The sequence below is a fragment of the Mesorhizobium shangrilense genome, from assembly GCF_040537815.1.
In the GTDB taxonomy this organism is placed as follows: domain Bacteria; phylum Pseudomonadota; class Alphaproteobacteria; order Rhizobiales; family Rhizobiaceae; genus Mesorhizobium; species Mesorhizobium shangrilense.
The window spans coordinates 531,618-553,774 of record NZ_JBEWSZ010000001.1 but is presented as its reverse complement, the minus strand read 5'-3'; the positions used below and the strand labels follow the sequence as shown (position 1 = coordinate 553,774).

Below are 22,157 nucleotides of genomic sequence, written 5' to 3'. Positions count from 1 at the left end.
GAATGGAACTGCGCAAGAGCTACTTCGCCGATGTCCGCAAGGACGATCTGCACGAGATCGGCCAGCCAAGGCCGCGCTCGGATTCGCCCGGCCACGTCACCGGCAAGACCGCCTATTTCGCCGACCGCAACTTTCCCGGCATGCTGCACCTGAAGATGGTGCGCAGCCCGCACCATCACGCCCGCATCCGCTCGATCGACACTTCGGAGGCCGAAAAGCATCCGGGCGTGGTCAAGGTGCTGACGGCCAAGGATGTGCCGCACAATGTCTACACCATCCTGACCCTGATCCAGATCGGACCCGAGGACGAGACCGTGCTGGCCGACGGCAAGGTGCGCTGGAAGGGCGAGGCCGTGGTGGCGGTACTGGCCGAGACCGAGCGTGCGGCACAGGAAGCCGCCGCCAAGGTCAAGGTTGACTACGAGGTGCTGCCGGCGGTCTTCGACATGGAGGAAGCGCTGAAACCCGGCTCGCCGCTTGTCAACGAGTACCACGGCCACAACTATTATTCCTACGACAGCGGCGCGTGCCGCAAGGTGCGCTTCGGCGATGTCGAGGCAGGCTTTGCCGAGGCCGATCACGTGCTGGAGCAAAGCTACCAGTCCTCACCGATAGAGCACGCACCGACAGAGACCACCGGCTGCGTCGTCGCGCCCGAGGGCAATGACCGCTTCACCTGCTACACCAACACGCAAGCGATGTTCTTCACCCTCGACAACACCTCGATCATCCTGCAGATGCCCGGCAGCAAGCTGCATTTCGTCGGCGGCACCGTCGGCGGCGGCTTTGGCGGCAAGGTCGACGTCATCGTCGAGCCGATCGCCGTCCTCGGCGCCAAGCTAACCGGCCGTCCCGTTTCCTTCATCTACAGCCGCGAGGAGGAGATGCAGATATCCTCGCCCCGCGCCGCCGAAAAGGTCGTCATCAAGGACGGCGTCATGAAGGACGGCCGCATCATCGCGCGAAAAGTCACCGGCTATACCGACGCCGGCGCCTATTCCCGCCACTCGCCCTACGGCGCACAGAAGGGTGCGGGACACTATCCCGGCCCCTACACCATCCCCAATGTCTGGATCGACACCTACTGCGTTTACACCAACCGCACGCCCTCCTCCGCCATGCGCGGCTTCGGCGTCACCATTGGCGACTTCGCGCTGGAGGTGCAAATGGACAAGCTGGCGCGGCTGATCGGCATGGACCCGCTCGAATTCCGCTTCATCAACGCCTACCGCGACGGTGACATGAAGGCGCATCGCCAGCCGACGGAGGGGGCTGCACTCATCGAGTGCATGCAGGAAGCCTCACGCACCGCCAACTGGCCGGTGGCGGAAAAGTACATGGCGATGTCGTCCTACGTGAAGGGAGCTTGAGATGGCGATCCGGCGCGGACGCGGCGTTGCCGCGATCAACTATCCCACGGGCATGAACCTCGGCGGCGATCCGACCCAGGCGCTGGTGCATTCCACACCGACCGGCAATTTCATGGTGACGCTTTCCAGCGTCGATCTCGGCCAGGGCATGAAGCAGATCATGGCGCAGATCTGCGCCGAGACCATCGGCGTGCCGACCGACCGGGTCGTCGTCGACACCGCCGACACCGACACTGGCCCGCACTGCATGGGCACCTTCGCCTCGCGCGGCACGCACCGCGCCGGCAACGCCGTCATCCAGGCAGCGAAGGAAGCCCGCCAGGTGATGCTGGAAGTGGCTGCCGAAGAGCTGGAAGTGAATGCCTCCGACCTCGAAACCGACGGTCAGGGCAACATCCTGGTCAAGGGCGCGCCGCAGAAGTCGATCTCGATCTTCGATGTCGCTCTATCGGCGCACTTCAAGCGCGGACGCTCGATTTCGGGACGTGGCATGTTCCTGATCCCGCGCTCCTATCCGGAGAAGGAAACCGGCGCGATGAAACCGTCGACCTGCTACGCGCATGCCTGCACCGTGGCCGAGGTCGAGGTCGACGATGAGACAGGCGAAGTCACGGTTCTGACGATGAAGAACGTCTTCGAGATCGGCCGCGCGCTGAATCCCAAAATGGTCGAGCAGCAACTGGTTGGCGGCTCGTGGATGGGCATCAGCCACGCGCTCTACGAAACGACCGAGCCCTACTATCCCAACCGCGATCATGGCGGCACCGACTTCAACCAGTATCTCATGCCAGGCCCTGGCGATCTCGCCGAAACCGAGATCATCGTGCTGGAGCGGCCTTCCGCCGACGGGCCTTATGGCGCCAAGGGACCGGGTGAAATGTGCGCCAACCCGCAGATCCCCGCCGTCGCCAATGCGGTGTTCGACGCTGTCGGCGTACGTATCGACACGCTGCCGATCACGCCGGAGCGCATCCTGCGCGCGCTCAAGGCGCAAGCGGCGAACTGAGGACATGGCCGAGGTGAACGCCGAGACATTAGCGACCTCGCCGGAGGCGGTGGCGCAGCAGCTCGCCGCCTCGCGCTATCTGGCCGACGAAAGCCTGGCGACCGCCATCTTCCTGGCGATCCGGCTGGGCAAGCCGCTGTTGCTTGAGGGCGCGCCGGGCGTCGGCAAGACGGAGGCGGCCAAGGCGATCGCTGAAATGCTCGGCCGTGATCTGGTGCGACTGCAATGCTACGAAGGCATCGATGCCGCGCATGCGCTCTACGAATGGAACTACCAGCGCCAGCTGCTCGCCATCCGCCATGCCGGCGAACACGAGATCGATATCTACGACGACCGATTCCTGATCGCCCGGCCGCTGCTGCAGGTGTTGAGAGCGCCAGAGCAGCGCGTGCTGCTGGTCGACGAGATCGACCGTTCCGACCACGAGTTCGAGGCACTGCTTCTGGAATTCCTCTCCGACTTCCAGATCAGCATTCCAGAGCGCGGTACCATTCGCGCCGCCGCCCAGCCGATCGTCATCCTGACCTCGAACCGCACACGCGAGCTGGCAGAGGCGCTGCGCCGTCGCTGCGTCTACCATTGGATCGGCTATCCCGATGCCGCGCGCGAAGCTGATATCATCATGTTGCGTGCCGGCGATGTCGCTGAAGACACCGCACGCGCCGTGGCGGCCGCCGTGCTGACCATCCGAGCGCGGCCACTGGCCAAGCCGCCCGGCATCGCCGAGGCGGTCGAATGGGCCAATGCCGCGACCATTCTGGAAAAAGGCGGCAGTCCGTGGCCGGAAGCCTTCCGCCGCGCCATCGGCGTGCTGATCAAGGACGAGGAAGACCTGTCCTATATCGCGCCGGAACTCGGCCGCATCGTCGAGGAGGCGCTGGCGTGACGCGCGATGTCGACAATCCCATCTCCCCGTTTACGGGGAGAAGGTGCCCCGAAGGGGCGGATGAGGGGCGGCGCCATGGTGGCCAGAGGCCGGCGCCACCCCTCACCTGCCTGCCGGCATCCTCTCCCCGTGAACGGGGAGAGGAGAGCTTACCCCGTGCCGCCGCACCCTTGCTAGGTTTCGGCCGCCTGCTGCGCCGTTACGGCTTTGCCGTCGCGCCCGAGCAAGTCTCCGGCTTCATGCAGGCGGTTACGCTGCTCGGTCCGCGCTCGATGGCCGACATCCGTGAGGCGGCGCTCGCCACGCTGGCGCCACCGGCCGACCGCCGCGATGAATTCGAAGCGCATTTCCAGAGCCATTTCCACGGCAACACATCGGCCGTGGTCGAAGGCGACGCCGACGAGGAAACCCGCATCAAGGACGATGGCGGCGCCGACGACGAACGGATCGAAGCCGAGCAGAGGCAAGAAGGCGGTGAACTGTCCTCGGCCCTGGAACAGCTGAGCGCGCGCGATTTCCAGCGCGACGACGATGGGTTGACCGCCTTTCGCCGCAAACTGTCAGCCGCCCTGCCCGCCCGCCGTTCCTTCCGCACCGTGCGCACCCATTCGCGCGGCAAGCTCGACTTGCGCCGTTCGCTCAGAGAAATCGTCAGCGCCGACGGAGACGTTCCCTCGCCGCTGCTGCGCCGCCGCCAGACCGTGCCGCGCAAGCTGCTCATCCTGATCGACGTCTCCGGCTCGATGAAGCTGCACACGGCGGGCTATCTCAAGCTGGCGCATGCCGCCGTGCAAGGCGCGGATCGAACCGAGATCTTCACCTTCGGCACGCGGCTGACCCGCATCACCACAGCGCTGCGCATCCGCGACCGCGACCAGGCATTGGCTCGCGCGGCCGCCCAGGTCGACGACTGGGACGGCGGCACCCGCATGGGGCCGACGCTGCTCGCCTTCCTTTCGGTACCGCGCTTCTCGTCCTTTGCGCGCGGTGCCGCCGTGATCATCCTGTCCGACGCGCTGGAGCGTGGCGACCATGCAGAACTGGAGGCGGCGATGCGCCGGCTGAGCGCCTGCGCCTTCCGCCTGTCGCTGGCCACACCCTTGGCCGGCGATCCGCGCTTCCGCCCTGCGACAGCAGCACTCACCGCCATCCTGCCGGTGCTCGATGATCTCATCGACGGCTCCTCTGTGAAAGGCCTCACCGATTTCATCCTGTCGCTTGCCCGCCCGGCTCCGACGGCGGCGACAATGTGGAAAAGGGTATCGTGATGCAGAAAGCCATCGACGCACATTTCCACATCTGGCGCCAAAAGGATCAGCCCTGGCTGGTCGGTCCGATGGTGCCGCGCATCTTCGGCCCCTACGAGCCGATCCGCCGCGACTATCCGATCGGGGAATTCCTCGAAGACCAGAAGGGCTCGGGCGTCGAAAAGGCCGTCTATGTCCAGACCAACTGGGCCAAGGAGGATTTCGAGAAAGAAGTCGCGTTCCTGCAGAAGACCGCCGACGAAACCGGCTGGCCAAACGCCATCGTCGGCTATGCCGACATGATGGTGGACGATGTCAGGCCGCAGATCGACCGGCTGATGAAATACAAGCTGCTGCGTGGGGTGCGCATGCAGTTGCACTGGCACGAAACGCCGGCCTTCCGTTTCGCCGCCTCGGCCGACCAGGTCATCGACCCCAAGGTGTGCGCCAATGTCGCCCGGCTCAGGGATTACGGCCTGTCCTTCGACCTCCAGCTTTTCCCAGCCCAGATGAAGGACGGGGTGACACTGGTCGGCGAGAACCCTGAGACGAATTTCGTCCTCACCCATGCCGGCATGCTGACCGGCATGGAGCCAGAAACCACCGAAGCCTGGAAAGCCGGCCTGCGCGCGCTCTCGGCCGCGCCCAATCTCTACGCCAAGCTTTCAGGGCTTGGGACGTTCATCCACCGCAACGATCCGGCTGTCATCGCCTACATCGTCGACAACGCAGTCGATATTTTGGGCTCAAACCATCTGATGTTCGGCTCGAACTTTCCGATCGAAAAACTGTGGACCAGCCACGCCGAGCTGATCAAGGCGCATCGGGATGCGGTGGCCAGGCATGGCGCGGCGGCTGAGGCAGATGTTTTCTGGAACACGGCGGAGAAAGTTTATCGGCTGGTGTGAGGCGCCTTTGCCTTCTCCCCTTCTTGTGGGAGAAGGTGGATCGGCGCGTCAGCGCCGAGACGGATGAGGGGTTCTGGAAGAAACGCAACGCGAACAAGATATAGGTATATCAAGCACTTAGCTCTGCAACGTGCCGATCCTTCCAACACCCCTCATCCGACCTCGCTTCGCGAGGCCACCTTCTCCCACAGGGGGAGAAGGGAACACCTCACTTCACCTCGAACTGCGGATCGACCGGGATCTGCAGCGCCGTGACCATATGGTTGGTCTGGCCGGCCAACCCGATGATCGACACCAGCTCGCCATGCTGCGCGTCGGTCATGCCCTTCGCCCGCGCCGCCGCCGTATGTGAATGCACGCAGTAGGAGCAGCCATTGGCGGTCGAGACTGCGATGTAGATCATCTCCTTGGTCAGCGGATCGATGGCGCTGTCAGCCACCATCACCGTCTTGAGCTGTTCCCATGTGCGCTTCAGCGAACCCGGATCGTTGGCCAGCCCACGCCAGAAATTGTTGACGAAATCCGACTTGCGCGTCGCGCGGATGTCGTCGAACACGGCCTTCACGGCTGGGATTTGCTCGACCTCGGCATCGGTGAGGAGTCTTGTGGTGGCCATGGCGTTTTCCTTCGTTGGATCGTAGCGTGAATTGAATCAGATCTTGAGCAATTGCGGCGAATCCACTTGTCCGATTCACTTTTTCCAGGCCGGCGTCGAGGTTCAGGTCAGGCCGAGTCGAAAATGGTGGGTCCCGAGAACCGGAGCGGAGCGTACTTTTCGTACGTGAGCACCGGAAGCGCAGGAAGCCGCCATTTGCAGGCCGGCCTCACCTGAATCTAATGCACGGCCGCGTACATGATCTTCTCCTCGGTCGCCTCCGCCGGTGAAAACTCCTCCACGATCCGGCCCTGCCGACAGACGAGAATCCGATCCGACAGGTTCATGATTTCCGGCAGGTAGGACGAGATGACGACGACGGCGAGGCCCTCGTCGGCCAGCCGGTTGATGATCTGGTGGATTTCGGCAATGGCGCCGACATCGACGCCGCGCGTCGGTTCGTCGAAGATGACGATGCGCGGCTTCTGCACCAACCCCTTGCCGATCACCACCTTCTGCTGGTTGCCGCCGGAAAGCTCGACCACGCGCGCATTGTCGTTGATCGCCTTGATGTTCAGCGTCTTCGTCCATTCGGCCGCAAGCTGCCGCATCTCCTGCTGGTTGATCACCCAGGCCTTTTCGCGGCCAGCCGCCAACAGCCCGCCAAACAGGTTCTCGGCGATGCCCATCGTCTCGAAAATGCCTTCGCTCTTGCGGTCCTCGGTGATGTAGACGATGCCGTCGGCCACTGCTTCGCTGGGCACGAGGTAGCGCACGGGCTTGTCGTCCAGCTCGATGGCGCCGCCACGCAGGAAGTCGCGCTTGTAGATGCCGGAGATGATCTTGAAGGTCTCGGTGCGGCCCGAGCCGATCAGTCCGAACACGCCGGTAATCTGACCCTCGAAGATCGAAAACGACGTGTTGCGCACGACATTGCTCATCGAGATGTCCTGAACCGACAGTACTTTCCTGCCGGCCTTGCGCAGCTTCGCCTCGTCGCGCTGCTGGTAGAGCTGGCCCGACAGCGTACGCCCGACCATGGCGGCGACGATCCTGTCGCGGTCGAAGGCGGATGTGTCGTCGGTAATCACCAGTTCGCCGTCGCGCAAAATGGTGATGCGGTCGGCGATTCCAAGCGCCTCTTCCAGCGCGTGGCTGATGAAAACGATGGAAACACCGCTCGCCTTCAGCCGGCGGATCAACGCGAAGAAGTGGCGCTTCTCCTCCGGCGTCAGCGTCGCCGTCGGCTCGTCGAAGATGATGATCTCGGCATTGTGGTGGACGGCGCGCGCGATCTCGACCATCTGTCGCTTGGCCGCCCCCAGCGTTGCCACCATGGCGTTCGGATCGACCGGGAAATTCAGCGACTGCAGGAACTGCTGTGCTGAAATATACGTGCCGCGCAGCCGGTTGAGGAATTTTTCAGTACCGAGATAAAGGTTCTGCGCCACCGTCATCGACGGCACCAGGCTGGTCTCCTGGAACACCATGGCAATGCCGGCCTCAAGGGCCGAATGCGGCGAGGCGTACGCGACCTCCCGGCCCTTGTGGATCATCTTGCCGGAGGTGGCGTCGACGACGCCGGCGATGATCTTGGTCAGCGTCGATTTGCCGGCGCCATTCTCGCCGAGCAGCGCGTGGATCTCGCCCTTGCGCAGCTCAAAGGTGACGTTCTTCACCGCCGGCACGCCGCGATAATTCTTGGTGACGTTTTCCAGTCGAACGATCGGGTCCATCACAAACCTCCCGATACGAGGTCGACGGCCAGAACGCGGTCTCCACCCCTGGAGGCAATAAACAGTTGGCCGTCCTTTTCCGCCACGCTGCAGATGCCATGGCGCGTGCCGTTGGCGCGGCTGTGCAGGCTGAATTGCGGTTGCATTTTTGGGTCGAGCTTGACCACCAGCCCATAGGAGCGGCTCGGCGACCACGGCTTGTGGATGCCCATGGTACGGATGCCGCCGCATTGCAGCGGTTCGAGGAAGCTGCGGTTGGAGGCCAGCGCCGGGGCGATCCAGTAGGCCGGCGGCACCTGTTCGATCATGTCCTGCCTGTAGTGCGTTTCCTGCAGCACGAACTCGATCAGCCGGTTGCGTGGCGCAAACAGGGTCAGCCATGCCCCGCCATCACCCGACGGCGACAGTCGCGCCGGATAGCCGGGGAGATGCGTCAGCACAGTCGAACGATTGCCGGTCGCGCCATCGAAGCGGATGAGCTGGTGACGCCAGCTTTCGCTGACCAGCACATCCCGCCCCATGGTGTGAAGACCGTATGGGAATGCGATGTCGCCGGCGACCTTCTGGAAGCGAATCTCGGAGCGGCCGCATCTCCATAGCGAACCGGAGGCACCCTTCTTCATCAGGTCGGCGGCCCATTGCGACGGCGTATGCTCGGCCGAACCATTGGCCAGCCACAGCGCACCATCATCAGCATAGGCAAGTGCGGTGATGCAGCGGATTTCCGCCGGCAGCGAAACCTCCTTGCCTGCAATCAGCAGCTTGCCGCTTTCGATCCCGACCACCAGCTCGCCCGTAGGCGACAAAGCCAGCGCGGTGACCGGGGACGAAAAGGTCTCGATCACGGCGGGCTCCGCGCCGACTTTGATCACGTAGATGACGTTGCCGCTGGAAGCGAGCAGGCGGCCATCGGCAAGCAGCAGATTGTCGGGTTCGGCCAGGCTGGCGAAAGCCGGCGCATCATCCAGCCGCGTGTTGGGCCGGAAGGCGCCATCGAGCGGCGGGATGGTGACGGCCTTGCCGCGAAACATATCCAGGATCGGATCGAGGATCATGACTTCGCTCCCCAATAGGAAGCGGGGCTGGTCCAGTTCGGGTCGGCGCCCGAAATCTTGTAGCGGCCGATCCGGTTGTTGAGGATGCCGCCGACGAAGAGATAACCCTTGTGCTCGCGCATCGAGGTGACCATCGGATGCGCACCGCCCGAAAGGTCGCCCATCGCCTCGACGATGCCGCCCGTCTCGTTGAACTTCACCACGCCGCCGGTGTTGATATTGGGGAACAGCCATTCGTCCTGCGGCAGCCGGCGCGTCATGCGCTTGCGCATGTCGGGGTGGCGCAGCGAGAGATCAAAGCTCGGCGTGCGCATGCCCAGCCACGCCATCCAGTAATTGCCGTCCGACGCGCGGTTGATGTTGTCGGGGTAGCCCGGCATGTCACGGATGACGCATTCGGCGGTGCCGGCCTTCGGCCCTTCCAGCCAGTAGCGATGCACGCGGCAGGCCCAGCTTTCGGCGAAGAACAGAGACTTGCCATCATGCGCCATGCAGACACCGTTGGTGTAGCGATAGCCGTCGAGCAGCGTTTTCGTCGAGCCATCCTTCGGGTCGTAGACCAGCAGCCGGCCGGTGGCGCGGTTCTCGATCGAATCCAGCGCCCAGTCGTGGGCGTCGTAGCGCTTGGTCGAGTCGGTGAAGTAGATGCGGCCGTCCGGCGCGATGTCGCAGTCATTGGGGTCGCGCAGCCGCGCATCGTCGACGATCGAGGTCCAGGAGCGCGATGTCTCGGCCGACAGGCGTTTCACTTCCCGCTCCGGCGACACCGAATAGAGCCCCATGGCGCCGACGCAGCTGATCAGATTGCCTGATCTGTCGAAAGCGAGGCCCAGCGGAAAGCCGCCAATATGGGCAAAGACTTCCGACTTCACATAATCCGGCGCGAAGAAGCGGACGATCTCGCCATGGCGTGTACCGCAATAGAGGTTGTCGTCGCGGTCGAGGATGACGTCCTCCGGTCCTTCCAGCTCGCCAAGCCCGATATGGTCGGCCGCCGACAGCCGGTTGTCGAGTTCGTAGGGCGTGCCCGAGCCGGGCGCGGCGGACTGCGTTTCGCCCATCTTGAGATAGACTGGCGCGACATAGACTTCGTTCAGCACCTTGTGGCGGTTCTTCAGCCAGCGAATGTCGATGGTGACCGCCACCGCCAGCATGATGCCCAGCACCATCTGATTGGTGCCGGTACCGTAGCCCAGCCGGATCAGCCCGTTGGTCATGGTCAAGACGATGATGGCGCCCATCAGCCCCTTGATCACCGAGCCGCGTCCGCCGCCGAGGCTGACGCCGCCGACCACGGCCGCCGTCAGCGCCATGATCTCGAGGTTGAGGCCGGTGCCCGGCCCTGCCCCGCTCAAGCGGCAAGCGATGAGGAAGCCGCCGATCGAGGCGCAGAAACCGGAGAACACATAGGTCATGAACACGGTGCGGCGCACGCGGATGCCGGCATTGTGGGCCGAGCGCCTGGAGCCGCCGACCGCCAGCACATGCCAACCGGGCCGCGAGCGCGTCAGCGCGATATGGGTGACGATAGCCAGGATGATCGCCAGCCATACCGAGACGGAGAGCCCCCAGAACGTGGTGTCGCCGATGAAGTCGAGCACTTTGGAAGTGGCTGTCGAAAGCTGCACATCGGCGGCATAGGTGGTGACGAGGATATCGAACAGCGCGCGCCCGAAGATGAAGGTGACCAGCGTGGTGAGGAAGGCGCGCAACCGGAGATACCCAACCAGATAGCCGTTGATGGCGCCGAAGACGAGGCCGGTGACAAGCGACGCCGCCAGCGCCAGCCATATCGACTGTTCCAGGATGAAGAAGACATAGACGGCGGAGAAGCAGGACAGCGCGAAGATCGAGCCGACCGACAGGTCGATGCCGCCGCCCAGCATCACCACCGTCATGCCGGTGACGACCATGGAGAATTCGCCGAGTTGACGGGTCGATTCCTGCAGCGCCGTCAGCTTGAAGAAGCCGGGGATGATCGAGCCGAAGGTCGCCAATGTCGCCACCAGCGCCAGGAACGGAATGGCATTGTCGGTCCAGCGCTTGGTCAGGATCTCGCCGACGACATGGTCGGGCACGAGATTGTAGCGCCAGGACTGGAGGCGTTCGCGAAAGGACATCGGCCGCTGCTGTTTCAAGAGAAAGAGGTGGCCGGACAATCCGGCCACCCCGTTGATATCAGGCTGGGGTGGCGGCTTACTTCGCCGCCGCTTCGGCCTGCAGCGCCTTCAAATCCCAGCAACTGTCGGGCTTGAGGTCGGCCTTGGTCGTCGCCTTCTCCAGCGTGTAGATGTAGGTGTGCGACGTGCCGGCCGGCTGGCCGCTCTGCAGCAGGAACTTGATGATGGCGTTCATGTCGCCCGACTGGCGGGCAAGGTCGGTCATGACCACCGCGCCATAGGTGCCGTCTTCAAGCTTGTCGCAATCGGCTGCCTTTTCGCCGCCGCCGGTGGTGACCAGGAACACCTTGCCGTCGAGCTTGGCATCGCGGATCGCGGCGGAAGCGCCGGTGGCGTCGCCATCCCAGAAGTCGATGATGGCGCAGATGTCCGGGTTCTGCTGCAGCATCGTCGTCGTCACGTTGCGCGACGTCGTCGCATCCCAGTTGGAGTCGGGCTTGGCCACCACCTTGAAGTCGGGATTCTTGTCCAGCACCTTCATGATGCCGGCATACTGGTAGAGGCTGGAAGAGTTCGCCTGGTCACCCTGCACCAGCCCGATCTTCTTCGACGAATTCGGGCCGCAGCCCTTGATCGCCGCTTCGGCCTCGAGCTGGCCGAGCCGGTCCCAGTCGCTGCCGACGAAAGCATCGGCCGGGAAGTTGGCGGGATTGTCGACCAGCATGACATAGGTGCCAGCGGCCTGCGCCTTCTTCATCAGCTTGGAATAGGAATTGAGGTCGGGCGCGTGGATGATCAGCACGTCAGGCCTGGTATCCGACGAGATGGCGTCGGTGATCGCCTGCGCGCCGGCATCGACCACCCAGTTCGGGTCGCGCGTTTCGAACACGCCGCCCCAGGCTTCGACTTCCTTCTTCAGATAATGCGACCAGCCCTGTGCAAGGTCGAAGCCCATCGCCAGCGGCACCAGCATGACGCGCTTGCCCTTGAGCGCCTGCGCGTAAGCCGCCGGGCCTGGATCGTCAGCGGCGAAGGTTGGCGCCACGAAGGCGGTGACGGCAAGGGCCGTGGCCGCGGCCATCAATGTCCTGATGAATTTCATGTCAGATCCTCTCGTTTCAAGTGTTCATTGCCGGCCGACCGGGATGGATCGAACCGGGTACCCCCTAAATGTCGCCCTGCTGGGCGGTCTGCTCGTCGCGTGGATTGATGATGCCGTCGACGATGATGGCGCCGAGCAGGATCGCCGCCTTGATCAGGTTTTGATAAAGCAGCGGAATGTCGATGATGGTCATGGCGTTGAGCAGGATGCCGATCAGTGCCGCACCCACCAGAACGTTGCGCACCCCGCCCCGCCCGCCGGACAGCCCGATGCCGCCGATCACCGCCACCAACACGATGTCGTAGAGCAGCGTGGAATTGACGATGCGGGTGTTGATCGAATGCAGGCTGGCCGCGGTCAGCAGGCCGGCGACCAGTGATACTATGGCAGAAACCACATAGCGCAGCACCAGCATGGGCCGCACCGGAATGCCGATGTTGCGCGCCGCCACCGGATTGTCGCCGGCGAAATAGATGTAGCGGCCCCATTTGGTGTAGCGCAGGAATAGGAAGAAGACGAAGGCCAAGCTCGCAAAGACGAAGACCTCGATGGGAATGTCGAGGAAGCGCAGGCCGCCCAGAAGCTCGACCCAATGCCCTTCGGGAACCGGCACGGCATCCTGCGTGATCAGTTGCGAGCGCACATAGCCGAAGACGAAGGAACCGGTGGCCAGCGTCACGAAGATCGCGGGAACATCGGCATAGGCGACGAGGAAGCCATTGAGCAGCCCGATGGCGAGCACGCCGGCCAGCACATAGGCGAAGGCCAGCCCGTCAGGCGTTCCGGTGTTCAGGAGCTGCAGGTACCAGGCGACCGACATTGCCATGATCGCTACGGCCGACAGGTCGATGCCCCGGCCGATGATGACGACGGCCATGCCGAGCGCCAGAATGCCCAGCACCGACACCGAGCGCACGATGGCGACGAGATTGTTGGGATCGATGAAGCCGGGCAAGCCTATGGCAGCGGCAACGAACAGGATGACCGCGATGGCAAAGACAATGCCTTCCTGGTTCAGGCGCCTCCAACTCGGCCAGCCGGTCGTGTTCATTGCTGATGTCTTTCACCCCGATGGCAGCGCTGCCATCCCGGATGAAAGCTAATCGGCGCAACGCCGGTTCGTCAAATGAATCCGCGTTCAACAAGCCTGGCTTGCGGCGATATTCCAGGGGTGGCCGGATTGATTGCCGGAACTGGCGCAATGCCCGGAAAATCCTGCACTTTTGGCAATTGGTTGCGCGGATCGGACGCCTCGCGAAAGCTTCGCTCCATGGCCAGGGCGAGCCATGGAATTTGTCTCCGCATTCTCAGCGAAAAGCCGATTTCAATTCCTTGGGCTGTGGCCGGAAACCTCTGCGCCTGCGTTCCGCGGCAATGCCAGGAAGCGAAACGATGTGATGAGGCCAATGCCGCCGATGACCATGAAGGCGATTCGGAAGTCGGCGAGATCGAGCGCTGACTGTTCCCTCGCGATCTGCGACAAATTGAGGATCGCCGCCGCCACCGCCACGCCGAACAGCATCGCCACCTGCTGCAGCATCGAGGACAGTGTCGCTGCCGAACTGCGCTGCTCGGCGGCAATGTCGGCGAAGGCCAGCGTGTTGAGCGCGGTGAACTGCATGGAACGCGACAGGCCGGCGATGAGCAGCAGCGCCAACACCAGCGGCTGCGGCGTCTGCGGCGAGACCGCACCGCAGGCCATGATCGACGCGGAAGCGATGACGCCGTTGACGACCATCACCGAGCGAAAGCCGAAGCGGCGCAACGTCGGCGTCGTCACCACCTTCATGCCGAGATTGCCGAGGAAATAGGCGAGTATCATCATGCCGGCATCGACAGGACTCAGGCCGAAACCGACCTGGAACAGAAGCGGCAACAGGAACGGCGTGGCGTTGATCGCCACCCGGAAGATGGTGCCGGCGGCAAGCGTCGAGATGGCGAAGGTCAGCACCTTGAACGATGAGAGATCGAGCAGCGGATGCCTGGCGACAGCCAGATGCCGAACCGCCAGCCAGCCGATGACGATACCGGCGGCGATCAGCAGCAGGGTCGGCAGGATGCCGTCCTCCGGATGCGCGATGCGTTCGAGGCCGTAGAGCAGCAAGGCGAGGCCCAGTGACGTGAGAAAGAACCCCGGCCAGTCGAGCGGCTTGGGGTCGGCCTCGCGGTCACCGGGGATGAAGCGCGCGACCAGTGCCAGCCCAGCCAGCCCAAGCGGAATGTTGATGAAGAAGTTCCAGTGCCAGGACAGATAGGTGGTGATGAAGCCGCCCAGCACCGGCCCGATCACCGGCGCGAACAGTGCCGGCCAGGTGATCAGCGCGGTGGCGTTGAGCAGCTCGGATTTCGACGCATTGCGCAACACCAGGATACGCCCGACCGGCGTCATCAGCGCGCTGCCCAGCCCTTGCACCGCGCGTGCCACCACAAACTCGGTCAAATTCTGCGAGAAGCCACAGGCGAGCGAGGCCAGCGTGAACATGGCGATGGCCAGGAGAAAAATGTTGCGCGCGCCGTAGCGGTCCGCGAGCCAGCCCGACAGCGGCACGAACACCGCCATGGTCAGCATGTAGACGGTGATGCCGATGCTCATCGCCACCGCCGGCACACCGAAGGACTGCCCCATCTGCGGCAGCGAGGTGGAGATGATCGTCGAATCCAGGAACTGCATGAAGAAGGCGATGGCGACGATCAGCGCCACGCGTCGCGCATTCGCCGTGTCCGGCTTCGAGAAGGCTTCTTTTTGTGGCGTGACGTTCATGCGGTGGATGGTCCGAAAGGGAATTCCGGCCGTGGCACCACGGCCGGAATGGTCGGCGGGCGACGACGAAGCGGTTTGAACAGCATTCGGCGGGAGCCGTCCAGACAACGGGTCAACAAACTTTCGTGTCGCATCCTTCCTGTTGTGGCGCGCCCTGTTGTGTAATGAATACAGCCTCGCCGCCGAACCGGCTGATGACACCAGCGATCTCGTTTCGCTCCTTTCGAGCAGGACCCTTGCGCATGAAACCCATCTATATCGACTATCTGAACGCTCTTGATATCGAAGCGCTGGCGATGACCGACGGCGAGATCATCGACGCGGTCGAGGCGGGACTTGTGGCGCAGGGCAAGGGTCAGACAGTGATCGAGCCCCGTGTCCATCTGGAGCCGGACCCATCCTTCCACGGCCATTTCAACGTGCTGCGCGGCTACGTGGCGCCGCTCGATACGGCGGGCGTGAAGATCGTCGGCGATTATGTCGACAACTATCTGCACGGCCTGCCGTCGGAATTCGGCATTCTCAATCTGTTCGATCCGCGCACCGGCACGCCGCGCGCCATCCTCGACGCCACCGTGATCACCGACATGCGAACGGGCGCCGTCACCGCCATCGGCGCCAAACACCTGGCGCGCAAGAATTCGAAGGTGCTGGCCCATATCGGCGCGCGCGGCACCGCGTACTGGAACGTGCGGCTGCTCGACCATCTCTTCGACTTCGACGATATCCGCGTGCATTCGCGCCGCCCGGAAAGCCGCGATGGCTTTGCCGCAAAGCTGGCTGCCGATCTCGGCAAACCGGTCACCGCGGTCGCCGACTGGGAAAGCTGTGTCAAGGGCGCCGACATCGTCGTCGAGGCATCGCGGCTGCCGGAGCCGCAGCCGCTGCTTAAAACGGAATGGATCAAGCCCGGTGCTCTGGTGGTTCCCTACGGCACGATGAGCGCGGTGGAACTGTCGCTCACCGACATCATGCAGAAGATGGTCGTCGACGACTGGGGCCAGTGCAAGGGCGGCAAGTTCGGCTCGCTGCGCGCCCATGTCGAGACCGGGCGGCTGAGCGAAAAGACGCTGCATGCCGAACTCGGCCAGATCGCCGCCGGCCTCAAGCCGGGACGCCAAGGCGACGACGAAACGATCCTGTTCTGGCATCGCGGCCTGTCGCTGTCCGACATCGCGCTCGGCAAGGCGATGCTGGCCAAGGCAGGAGAAGAAGGCATCGGGCAGAGGCTGCGCTTCGCATGAACGCGCTCGTCCTCACCGGCTCCGGCGTCAGTGTTGGCGATGTCGCATCCGTCGCCCGTGGCGGCCGCAAGGTCGAGGTCACGCCCGCCGTCCTTGAACGGCTGGAACAGGCACGAAAAGTGCTCGACGAGGCCGCCGCTTCCGGCCAGCAGATCTACGGCCTGAATACGGGGCTTGGCGCCAATCTCGGCACATCGGTCGAAGGCGACGCGTCAGCCTTCCAGCGCCAGTTGCTGGAAGGGCGCAGCGGCGCGGTCGGCGATGCTCTCTCGGAGGCCGCCGTCCGCGCGACCATGCTGGCCCGCGTCGCCATGCTGTCGGCCGGCGGCTCAGGCCTGTCGCCCAACGTCTACGCCGCGCTGGCGGACGCGCTCAATGCCGGCGTCCATCCGGTGATGCCGTCTCTCGGCTCGATCGGCGCCGGCGACCTGGTCATGATGACGGCCATCGGGCGCATGCTGATCGGCGAAGGCGAGGCCGACTATCAGGGACGGCGCATGCCGGCGGCCAAGGCGCTGATGATGGCCCGCCTCGCCCCGGTCGACCTAGCGCCCAAGGACGGCCTGTCGCTGATCAACGCTTCGGCGGCTTCGACCGGCGGCGGCGCGCTGGCGATCGCCGATGCGTTATCCGCTTTCGTCCAGCAGCAGCAGGCCGGCGCGCTGACCATGGAAGGCTTCAGTGCCAACCGCACCATCCTCGATCCGCGCCTGCATATGGCACGGCCGGCCGCCGGCCAGCAGGAAGCCGCCAAGGAGTTGAACCGCCTGTTGGCGCGCGCGGAGGCGCCGGCGCCGACGACCTTGCAGGATCCGCTGTCGATCCGCTGCATGCCGTCGATCCATGGCGCGCTGATCGAGGCGATCGACCGGGCGAGGCAGGCCGTCGAGATCGAGCTCAACGCCGCAGCCGACAATCCGCTGGTGCTGGGCGAAGACGGCGTCGTGATGTCGACCGGCAATTTCCACACCGCCTCGCTGTCGTTGGCTTTCGAGATGCTCGGCCTTGCCATCGCCCAAAGTGCCGCCGCCTGTGCCGCCCGCTTCATCCAGCTCACCGGGTCGGGCCGCAATGGCCTGCCAAAATATCTGTCGCCGGTGGGCGGCGCGTCCGCCGGCTTCGTGCCGCTGCAGAAGACGGTGACCGCCATTGTCGGGGCTATCCGTCACAAGGCCAATCCGGTGATGCTCGATTTTCTTCCGGTTTCGGAAGGCGTCGAGGACCACGCCACGCAAACACCGCTCACCGTTTCGAAATGCGCCGAGATGATCGTGCTGTGGCGGCGACTGATCGCCTTCGAACTGATGGCCGCCGCCCAGGCGGTCGACCTGCGCGACGGGCTGACGCTGGCGCCGGCCACGGCCGCTATTCATGGCGCGGTGCGCGCACTGGTGCAGCCGCTGAAGGAGGATAGGCCGCTGGGCATCGACGCGGACATGCTCAATACCGCGCTCGCCAATGGGACGTGGCAGGCGTAGCCCTGGCTTGATCCGTCGGCGAGCTGGAGCAAGGCCCAACCAACCCTAGTCGACGCTGTTCGCCTGCGGATAAAGCGCCTGTGCCAAGTCGCGGATCGCATCGGCGGTGCGCGGGCCGAAGCCGATCATGTAGGCGCCGTCGAGCACGACCAGCGCCTTGGTCTTCGCTGCCGGCGTGGCCGACAGCGCACGGTTGCCGAACACCTCATCGGCGGTGGGCCCGCCCTTGCCGTCGTTCATCATCAGGATTACGTCGGGCGCCATCTCGATCAGCTTCTCCTCCGAGGCCGCCTTGTAGCCATCAACGACCGCCATCGGATTGATGCCGCCGGCATAGCGGATGATGGCGTCGGCCGAGGTACCCGCGCCGGCGGCGCTCAGCCGCACCAGCCCATGGAAGAACACCACCTTCTTGCGCCGCTCCTGCGGTATTTTCGATGAAAGCTCGGCGGCGGCCTGGAAGGAGGAGAGCACCCCGCCGGCAAGCTCCCTGCCCTTGTCCTCGGCGCCAAGTGTGGCCGCGATCAGCGTGATCTTGCGCTCGATGCCCTGCCCGCTGTTGTCCTCGGGAACGAAGACGATCGGGATCGACAGGGATTTCAGCACCTCGACCGCCTCGGGCGGCCCGCTGTCCTCCGCCGCCAGGATGAGATCGGGGCGCAGCCCGGCCAGACCTTCGACGGAAAGCTGGCGACGGTAGCCGACATTGGGCTTCTGCGTGACGGAGGGCGGATACTTGCTGCCGCGATCGACGCCGACGATGCGCTCGCCGGCGCCCAGCGCGTCGACGATCTCGGTGACGTCGGAGCCGAGTGTCAGGATTCTCATCGCCGGCCCCGGCGCGACAGTTCGCCCCAGAGCGTCGACAACTGTGTCGGCAGCCATCGCCTTGAAGCCGCAGGACGGTGCAAGCACCGACAGCGACAACAGCAGTATCGCCGCCAGTTTGCCGGGTTGGAACCAGCCTGACCGCCCGAACCCGTTCTCGCCGCTCATCATGCTCTCGCTCCTATGCCGCTGATTTCAATGATGGTTGGCCTATAAATTTAAAGTTGACTTATGTCATCATGTTTTAATAAGTGACCCCTGCCCCGACCCGCTGGTCGAGGGATTTCCGTCATGCCAGCCAAGGTCTTTCGGCCACCGCCAGCAATCTTGCTTTGCCTGGGGGCTGCATTTCATGAGAACGACGACCAACACCGCATTGATGGCGAGCACGGCGCTCGCCTTCGTACTCGGCCTGTGCGCCGCACCGCTCGCCAATGCGCAAGAGCAGGAGCCGGAGAAGAAGGGAGCCGCCGCCAAGACCGATCGAATCGGCCAGGCCACGACCGCCCAGAATCAGCCGACGACGGTGCTCGACCTGATCACCATCTCGGCGACGATGATCAAGACCGCCGTCATTGACTCGATGGCCGCCATCAGCGCCGTCGACCAGGACGATCTCGATCGCATCCAGCCCGACACCGCCGCCGACATTTTCCGCACCACGCCCGGCGTCGCCGCCTCGATGAATGGCGACGATCCCGCCACCGCCATCAACATTCGCGGCCTGGAGCAATACGGCCGCGTCGTCGTCACCCTCGACGGCGCCCGCCAGGATTACTGGCGCGTCGGCCATGGCTCGGGCTCGTTCTATGTCGAGCCGGATCTGATCAAGGAAGCCACGGTCATTCGCGGCCCGGTGTCGAACGCCTATGGTTCGGGCGGTATCGGCGGCGTCGTGTCCTTCGAAACCAAGGACGCCGGCGATTTCCTCAAGCCGCAGGAGCATTGGGCGCTGAGCGAGAAGCTCGGCTATGAGAGCAACGGCAAGGGTTTTACCACCAGCACCACCGGCGCCTATCGCTTCAGCGACGACGCCGATGTCATCGGCAACCTCATCTATCGCGACCGCGACAGCTACACCGACGGCAATGGCGCCACGGTGCCGTGGACCGGTGAGCGCGTGACCAGCGGCTATCTGAAGACGACACTGCGCCCAGCCGACGGCCATGAGCTGAAGCTCGGCGCCATCCTGCAGCGCTACAACGACCAGATCACCGGCTCCAGCGGCTCGACCTCGCCGACGTTGAGCCGCTACGACACCAACACCACCAACCAGACCTACACTGCCGCCTACACCTGGAAGCCTGACGACAACCACCTGATCGACCTCAGCGCCAATGCCTATCACAATCGCACCCGCGCCGAGCAGACACAGGTCTGGCCCGCCAACATGATCGGCAATTTCCGCTTCTACGACGTCGCCACGACCGGCTTCAACGTGAAGAACTCCTCGCGCTTCGACGCCTGGGACATCGCCCACACGCTGACCTACGGTCTCGACTACTACTTCCTCGAAGGATCCTCGGAAGCAGCGCATTTCGGCGCCGGCAAGCAGCAGGGTTATGGCGGTTTCCTGCAATGGCAGGGCGATTACAAGGAGTGGCTGCAGGTCATCGCCGCTATGCGCTATGACGGCTATGAACTGGATGGTGAAACCCGCGTGCCGCTGCCGCAGCAGGCCTCGATCTCCGGCGACCGCTGGTCGCCGCGTCTCACTGTCGGCGTCACGCCGTTTGAAGGTTTTCAGCTCTACGGCACCTATGCCGAGGGCTACCGGGCGCCGGGCCTGCAGGACGTCTTCCGCGGCGGTGGCGCGCATGGCGGCAGCGATGCCTATCGGCCCAATCTGCTGCTGCAGCCCGAAATAGCAAAGAGCTGGGAGGCTGGTATCAACGTCAAGTACGACGACGTGCTGACGGCGGGCGACCGGCTGCGCGCCAAGCTCAACGTCTTCCACACCGATGTCGAGGATTACATCGAAACCAACCTGACCGTCACGCCACGCACCGCGATCAACATCGGCGACGCGCGGCTGAAGGGCATCGAGGCTGAGGCCGTCTACGATTATGGCTGGGGCTTCCTGAACCTCTCCGGTGCGCTGATCGACGCCAAGGTCGTCAGCGGTATCTATTCCGGCCAGCCATTGAACAACACGCCGCTCGACCGCTTCTCGGCCACCATCGGCTTCCGCATGCTGGAGGACCAGCTCACCATCGGCGCGCAATATCTCGGCATCGGCGAGATCACGCGCACCAGCCGCACCAATCCGAAACTGGCGCCGGTCGTCGATGACGGCTTCGAACTGGTCAATGTCTTCGCCAACTGGCGCATCAATGACAACGCCAAGCTCGATTTCGGCATCGATAACGTCTTCAACACTGCCTACACCGACCCGCAAAGCGCATGGTCGACCACGGCGGCAACGGAACAGGGCAAGGGCCGCACCTTCAAGGTGGCGCTCACCGGCAGGATAGGAGGCTGAGCATGAGCCAGGCATCGGCGAACGAACTGGTCTGCGAGGCGCGGTTGAACCTGCGCAACCTGCCTGACTACATGGACCGCATCACGGACAGGCTGCAGAGTTTCGAAGCCGATGCTTCGCATGATGGCTGGCGCATCGACTTCCGTTTCGCCTTTGGCGGCGCTTCCTTCGACATGGAACGGCTGGTGATGCGGGCCAATGCGGCCGACCGCGACGGTCTCGCCCGCATCAAGGACCTGCTGGCCACCGCGGTCCAGGTCTATGCCAGGGAGGAAAACCCGGAGATCGTCTGGACCGGCGATCTCTCGGGCGAGACCAGCCTCGCCCAGTTCCGCGAAATGACGGTGACGGAGGTTCGCAACCTCACCCCGCATATGCGTCGCATCCGCTTTGCCGGCGAGGATCTCTCGCGCTTCGCCAAATTCGGCGGCATGCATATCCGCATGCTATTTCCGACCAGGGATGTTCCCGATCCACTGTGGCCGGTGCTGGGCGGCAACGGCTTGCCAGTGTGGCCCGCCGATGACCGGCGACCGGTTGCGCGCGTCTACACCATCCGAGCGCTCGACGTGGACAAGGGCATCATCGACGTCGATTTCGCCGTCCATTCCGGCGAAAGCGTCGGTGCCGCTTGGGCCATGCAGGCAACACCCGGCATGAAAATCGGCATCATGGGTCCGGTCGGCCGCCCGGTGCGGCAAGCGGGCTGGTACGTCATGGGCGCTGACGAAACCGGTCTTCCCGCACTGGCGCGGATGTTGGAAGCCCTGCCCGCGCAGACCCGGGGCGTCGCCTTCGTCGAAATCGCCGATGATGGCGAACGGCAGGAGATCGCCAACGCCACCGGCATTGAGCTGCACTGGCTGACGAGAAACGGCGTGCCGGCGGGCGAGGACCGGCGGCTGGCCGATGCCGTCCGCGCGGTGGCCTGGCCGAAGGACGTTTCGACCTTCGGCTGGTTCGCGGCGGAAGCCGCCGCCGCGAAAGTCATGCGCGAACACTGGCGGGGAACGCTGGGGCTCGGCCGCGACGAGACGCTGGCGGCAGCCTATTGGCGGCGTGGTGCGGCGGGGCTGATGGCGGGTTGAAGCGCGTCTGATGGGGAGAGAGAATTGAGAAGCGCTGGTGCTGCCCCTCACCTGCCTGTCGGCATCATCGATACAAGGCGCATGAAGCTTGTCCGCCGCAGCGCAGCGCAGCGCCGCTTGGCGCTGCGGCGGACGCATAAGGGGAGAACTGTTACCTATGTATTCGGTTCAATCTGTTACCCATCTATCGGCTGGACAGCTGTCATCACCGCCTTCGCCAATCATCAAAGTTGCAGGAAGGATGCCGGCGT

Annotated in this window: 17 protein-coding genes; 9 read left to right on the top strand and 8 right to left on the bottom strand. The window is 64.1% G+C overall.

The window, feature by feature from the left end:
• Positions 1–2 precede the first annotated feature (2 nt).
• The 5 genes from ABVQ20_RS03035 to ABVQ20_RS03015 all read left to right on the top strand — a co-directional run bounded on the left by ABVQ20_RS03035 (position 3) and on the right by ABVQ20_RS03015 (position 5,417).
• A complete protein-coding gene (locus tag ABVQ20_RS03035; protein WP_354458015.1) occupies positions 3–1,370 on the top strand; it encodes a xanthine dehydrogenase family protein molybdopterin-binding subunit in 1,368 nt (455 codons plus the stop codon).
• A 1-nt stretch (position 1,371) separates the two neighbouring features.
• A complete protein-coding gene (locus ABVQ20_RS03030; RefSeq protein WP_354458014.1) occupies positions 1,372–2,376 on the top strand; it encodes a xanthine dehydrogenase family protein molybdopterin-binding subunit in 1,005 nt (334 codons plus the stop codon).
• Between the two features lie 4 nt (positions 2,377–2,380).
• Positions 2,381–3,262 carry an AAA family ATPase gene (locus tag ABVQ20_RS03025; protein ID WP_354458013.1) on the top strand — a complete coding sequence of 294 codons (882 nt, stop codon included), beginning with the start codon at positions 2,381–2,383 and terminating at the stop codon, positions 3,260–3,262.
• Positions 3,263–3,432: 170 nt separating this feature from the next.
• Positions 3,433–4,530 carry a vWA domain-containing protein gene (locus ABVQ20_RS03020; protein ID WP_494337954.1) on the top strand — a complete coding sequence of 366 codons (1,098 nt, stop codon included), beginning with the start codon at positions 3,433–3,435 and terminating at the stop codon, positions 4,528–4,530.
• Entirely contained in the window at positions 4,530–5,417 is an 888-nt protein-coding gene (locus tag ABVQ20_RS03015; protein ID WP_354458011.1) for an amidohydrolase family protein, read from the top strand. Before ABVQ20_RS03020 ends, ABVQ20_RS03015 begins: the two co-directional genes overlap by 1 nt.
• Before the next feature lie 208 nt (positions 5,418–5,625).
• Here ABVQ20_RS03015 and ABVQ20_RS03010 read toward each other — a convergent pair whose 3' ends face one another.
• The 7 genes from ABVQ20_RS03010 to ABVQ20_RS02980 all read right to left on the bottom strand — a co-directional run bounded on the left by ABVQ20_RS03010 (position 5,626) and on the right by ABVQ20_RS02980 (position 14,786).
• Positions 5,626–6,033, bottom strand: a complete 408-nt coding sequence (locus ABVQ20_RS03010; protein ID WP_354458010.1) for a carboxymuconolactone decarboxylase family protein — start codon at positions 6,031–6,033, stop codon at positions 5,626–5,628.
• Between the two features lie 218 nt (positions 6,034–6,251).
• A complete protein-coding gene (locus tag ABVQ20_RS03005; protein WP_354458009.1) occupies positions 6,252–7,748 on the bottom strand; it encodes a sugar ABC transporter ATP-binding protein in 1,497 nt (498 codons plus the stop codon).
• Positions 7,748–8,803, bottom strand: coding sequence for a hypothetical protein (locus ABVQ20_RS03000; protein ID WP_354458008.1), 1,056 nt, complete (start codon positions 8,801–8,803; stop codon positions 7,748–7,750). Before ABVQ20_RS03000 ends, ABVQ20_RS03005 begins: the two co-directional genes overlap by 1 nt.
• Entirely contained in the window at positions 8,800–10,923 is a 2,124-nt protein-coding gene (locus tag ABVQ20_RS02995; protein WP_354458007.1) for an ABC transporter permease, read from the bottom strand. The genes ABVQ20_RS03000 and ABVQ20_RS02995 overlap by 4 nt, the downstream gene beginning before the upstream one ends.
• Positions 10,924–10,999: 76 nt before the next feature.
• Positions 11,000–12,025: a sugar ABC transporter substrate-binding protein gene (locus ABVQ20_RS02990; protein WP_354458006.1), complete on the bottom strand. Its 1,026-nt coding sequence runs from the start codon at positions 12,023–12,025 to the stop codon at positions 11,000–11,002.
• 64 nt (positions 12,026–12,089) lie between these two features.
• Entirely contained in the window at positions 12,090–13,076 is a 987-nt protein-coding gene (locus ABVQ20_RS02985) for an ABC transporter permease (protein ID WP_354458005.1), read from the bottom strand.
• 273 nt (positions 13,077–13,349) lie between these two features.
• Positions 13,350–14,786 carry a DHA2 family efflux MFS transporter permease subunit gene (locus tag ABVQ20_RS02980; protein WP_354458004.1) on the bottom strand — a complete coding sequence of 479 codons (1,437 nt, stop codon included), beginning with the start codon at positions 14,784–14,786 and terminating at the stop codon, positions 13,350–13,352.
• A gap of 242 nt (positions 14,787–15,028) precedes the next feature.
• Here ABVQ20_RS02980 and ABVQ20_RS02975 point away from each other — a divergent pair, with 242 nt between their 5' ends.
• Entirely contained in the window at positions 15,029–16,030 is a 1,002-nt protein-coding gene (locus ABVQ20_RS02975) for an ornithine cyclodeaminase family protein (RefSeq protein WP_354458003.1), read from the top strand.
• Positions 16,027–17,508, top strand: a complete 1,482-nt coding sequence (locus ABVQ20_RS02970) for an HAL/PAL/TAL family ammonia-lyase (protein ID WP_354458002.1) — start codon at positions 16,027–16,029, stop codon at positions 17,506–17,508. Before ABVQ20_RS02975 ends, ABVQ20_RS02970 begins: the two co-directional genes overlap by 4 nt.
• A 45-nt stretch (positions 17,509–17,553) precedes the next feature.
• Here the strand turns inward: ABVQ20_RS02970 and ABVQ20_RS02965 are convergent, their stop codons facing one another.
• Positions 17,554–18,507, bottom strand: a complete 954-nt coding sequence (locus tag ABVQ20_RS02965) for a heme/hemin ABC transporter substrate-binding protein (RefSeq protein WP_354458001.1) — start codon at positions 18,505–18,507, stop codon at positions 17,554–17,556.
• A gap of 181 nt (positions 18,508–18,688) precedes the next feature.
• Here ABVQ20_RS02965 and ABVQ20_RS02960 point away from each other — a divergent pair, with 181 nt between their 5' ends.
• Both ABVQ20_RS02960 and ABVQ20_RS02955 read left to right on the top strand, forming a co-directional pair.
• Complete coding sequence (locus ABVQ20_RS02960) at positions 18,689–20,818, top strand: TonB-dependent hemoglobin/transferrin/lactoferrin family receptor (protein WP_354458000.1); 2,130 nt, start codon at positions 18,689–18,691, stop codon at positions 20,816–20,818.
• A gap of 2 nt (positions 20,819–20,820) precedes the next feature.
• Positions 20,821–21,906: an SIP domain-containing protein gene (locus tag ABVQ20_RS02955; protein ID WP_354457999.1), complete on the top strand. Its 1,086-nt coding sequence runs from the start codon at positions 20,821–20,823 to the stop codon at positions 21,904–21,906.
• Positions 21,907–22,157: the final 251 nt, after the last annotated feature.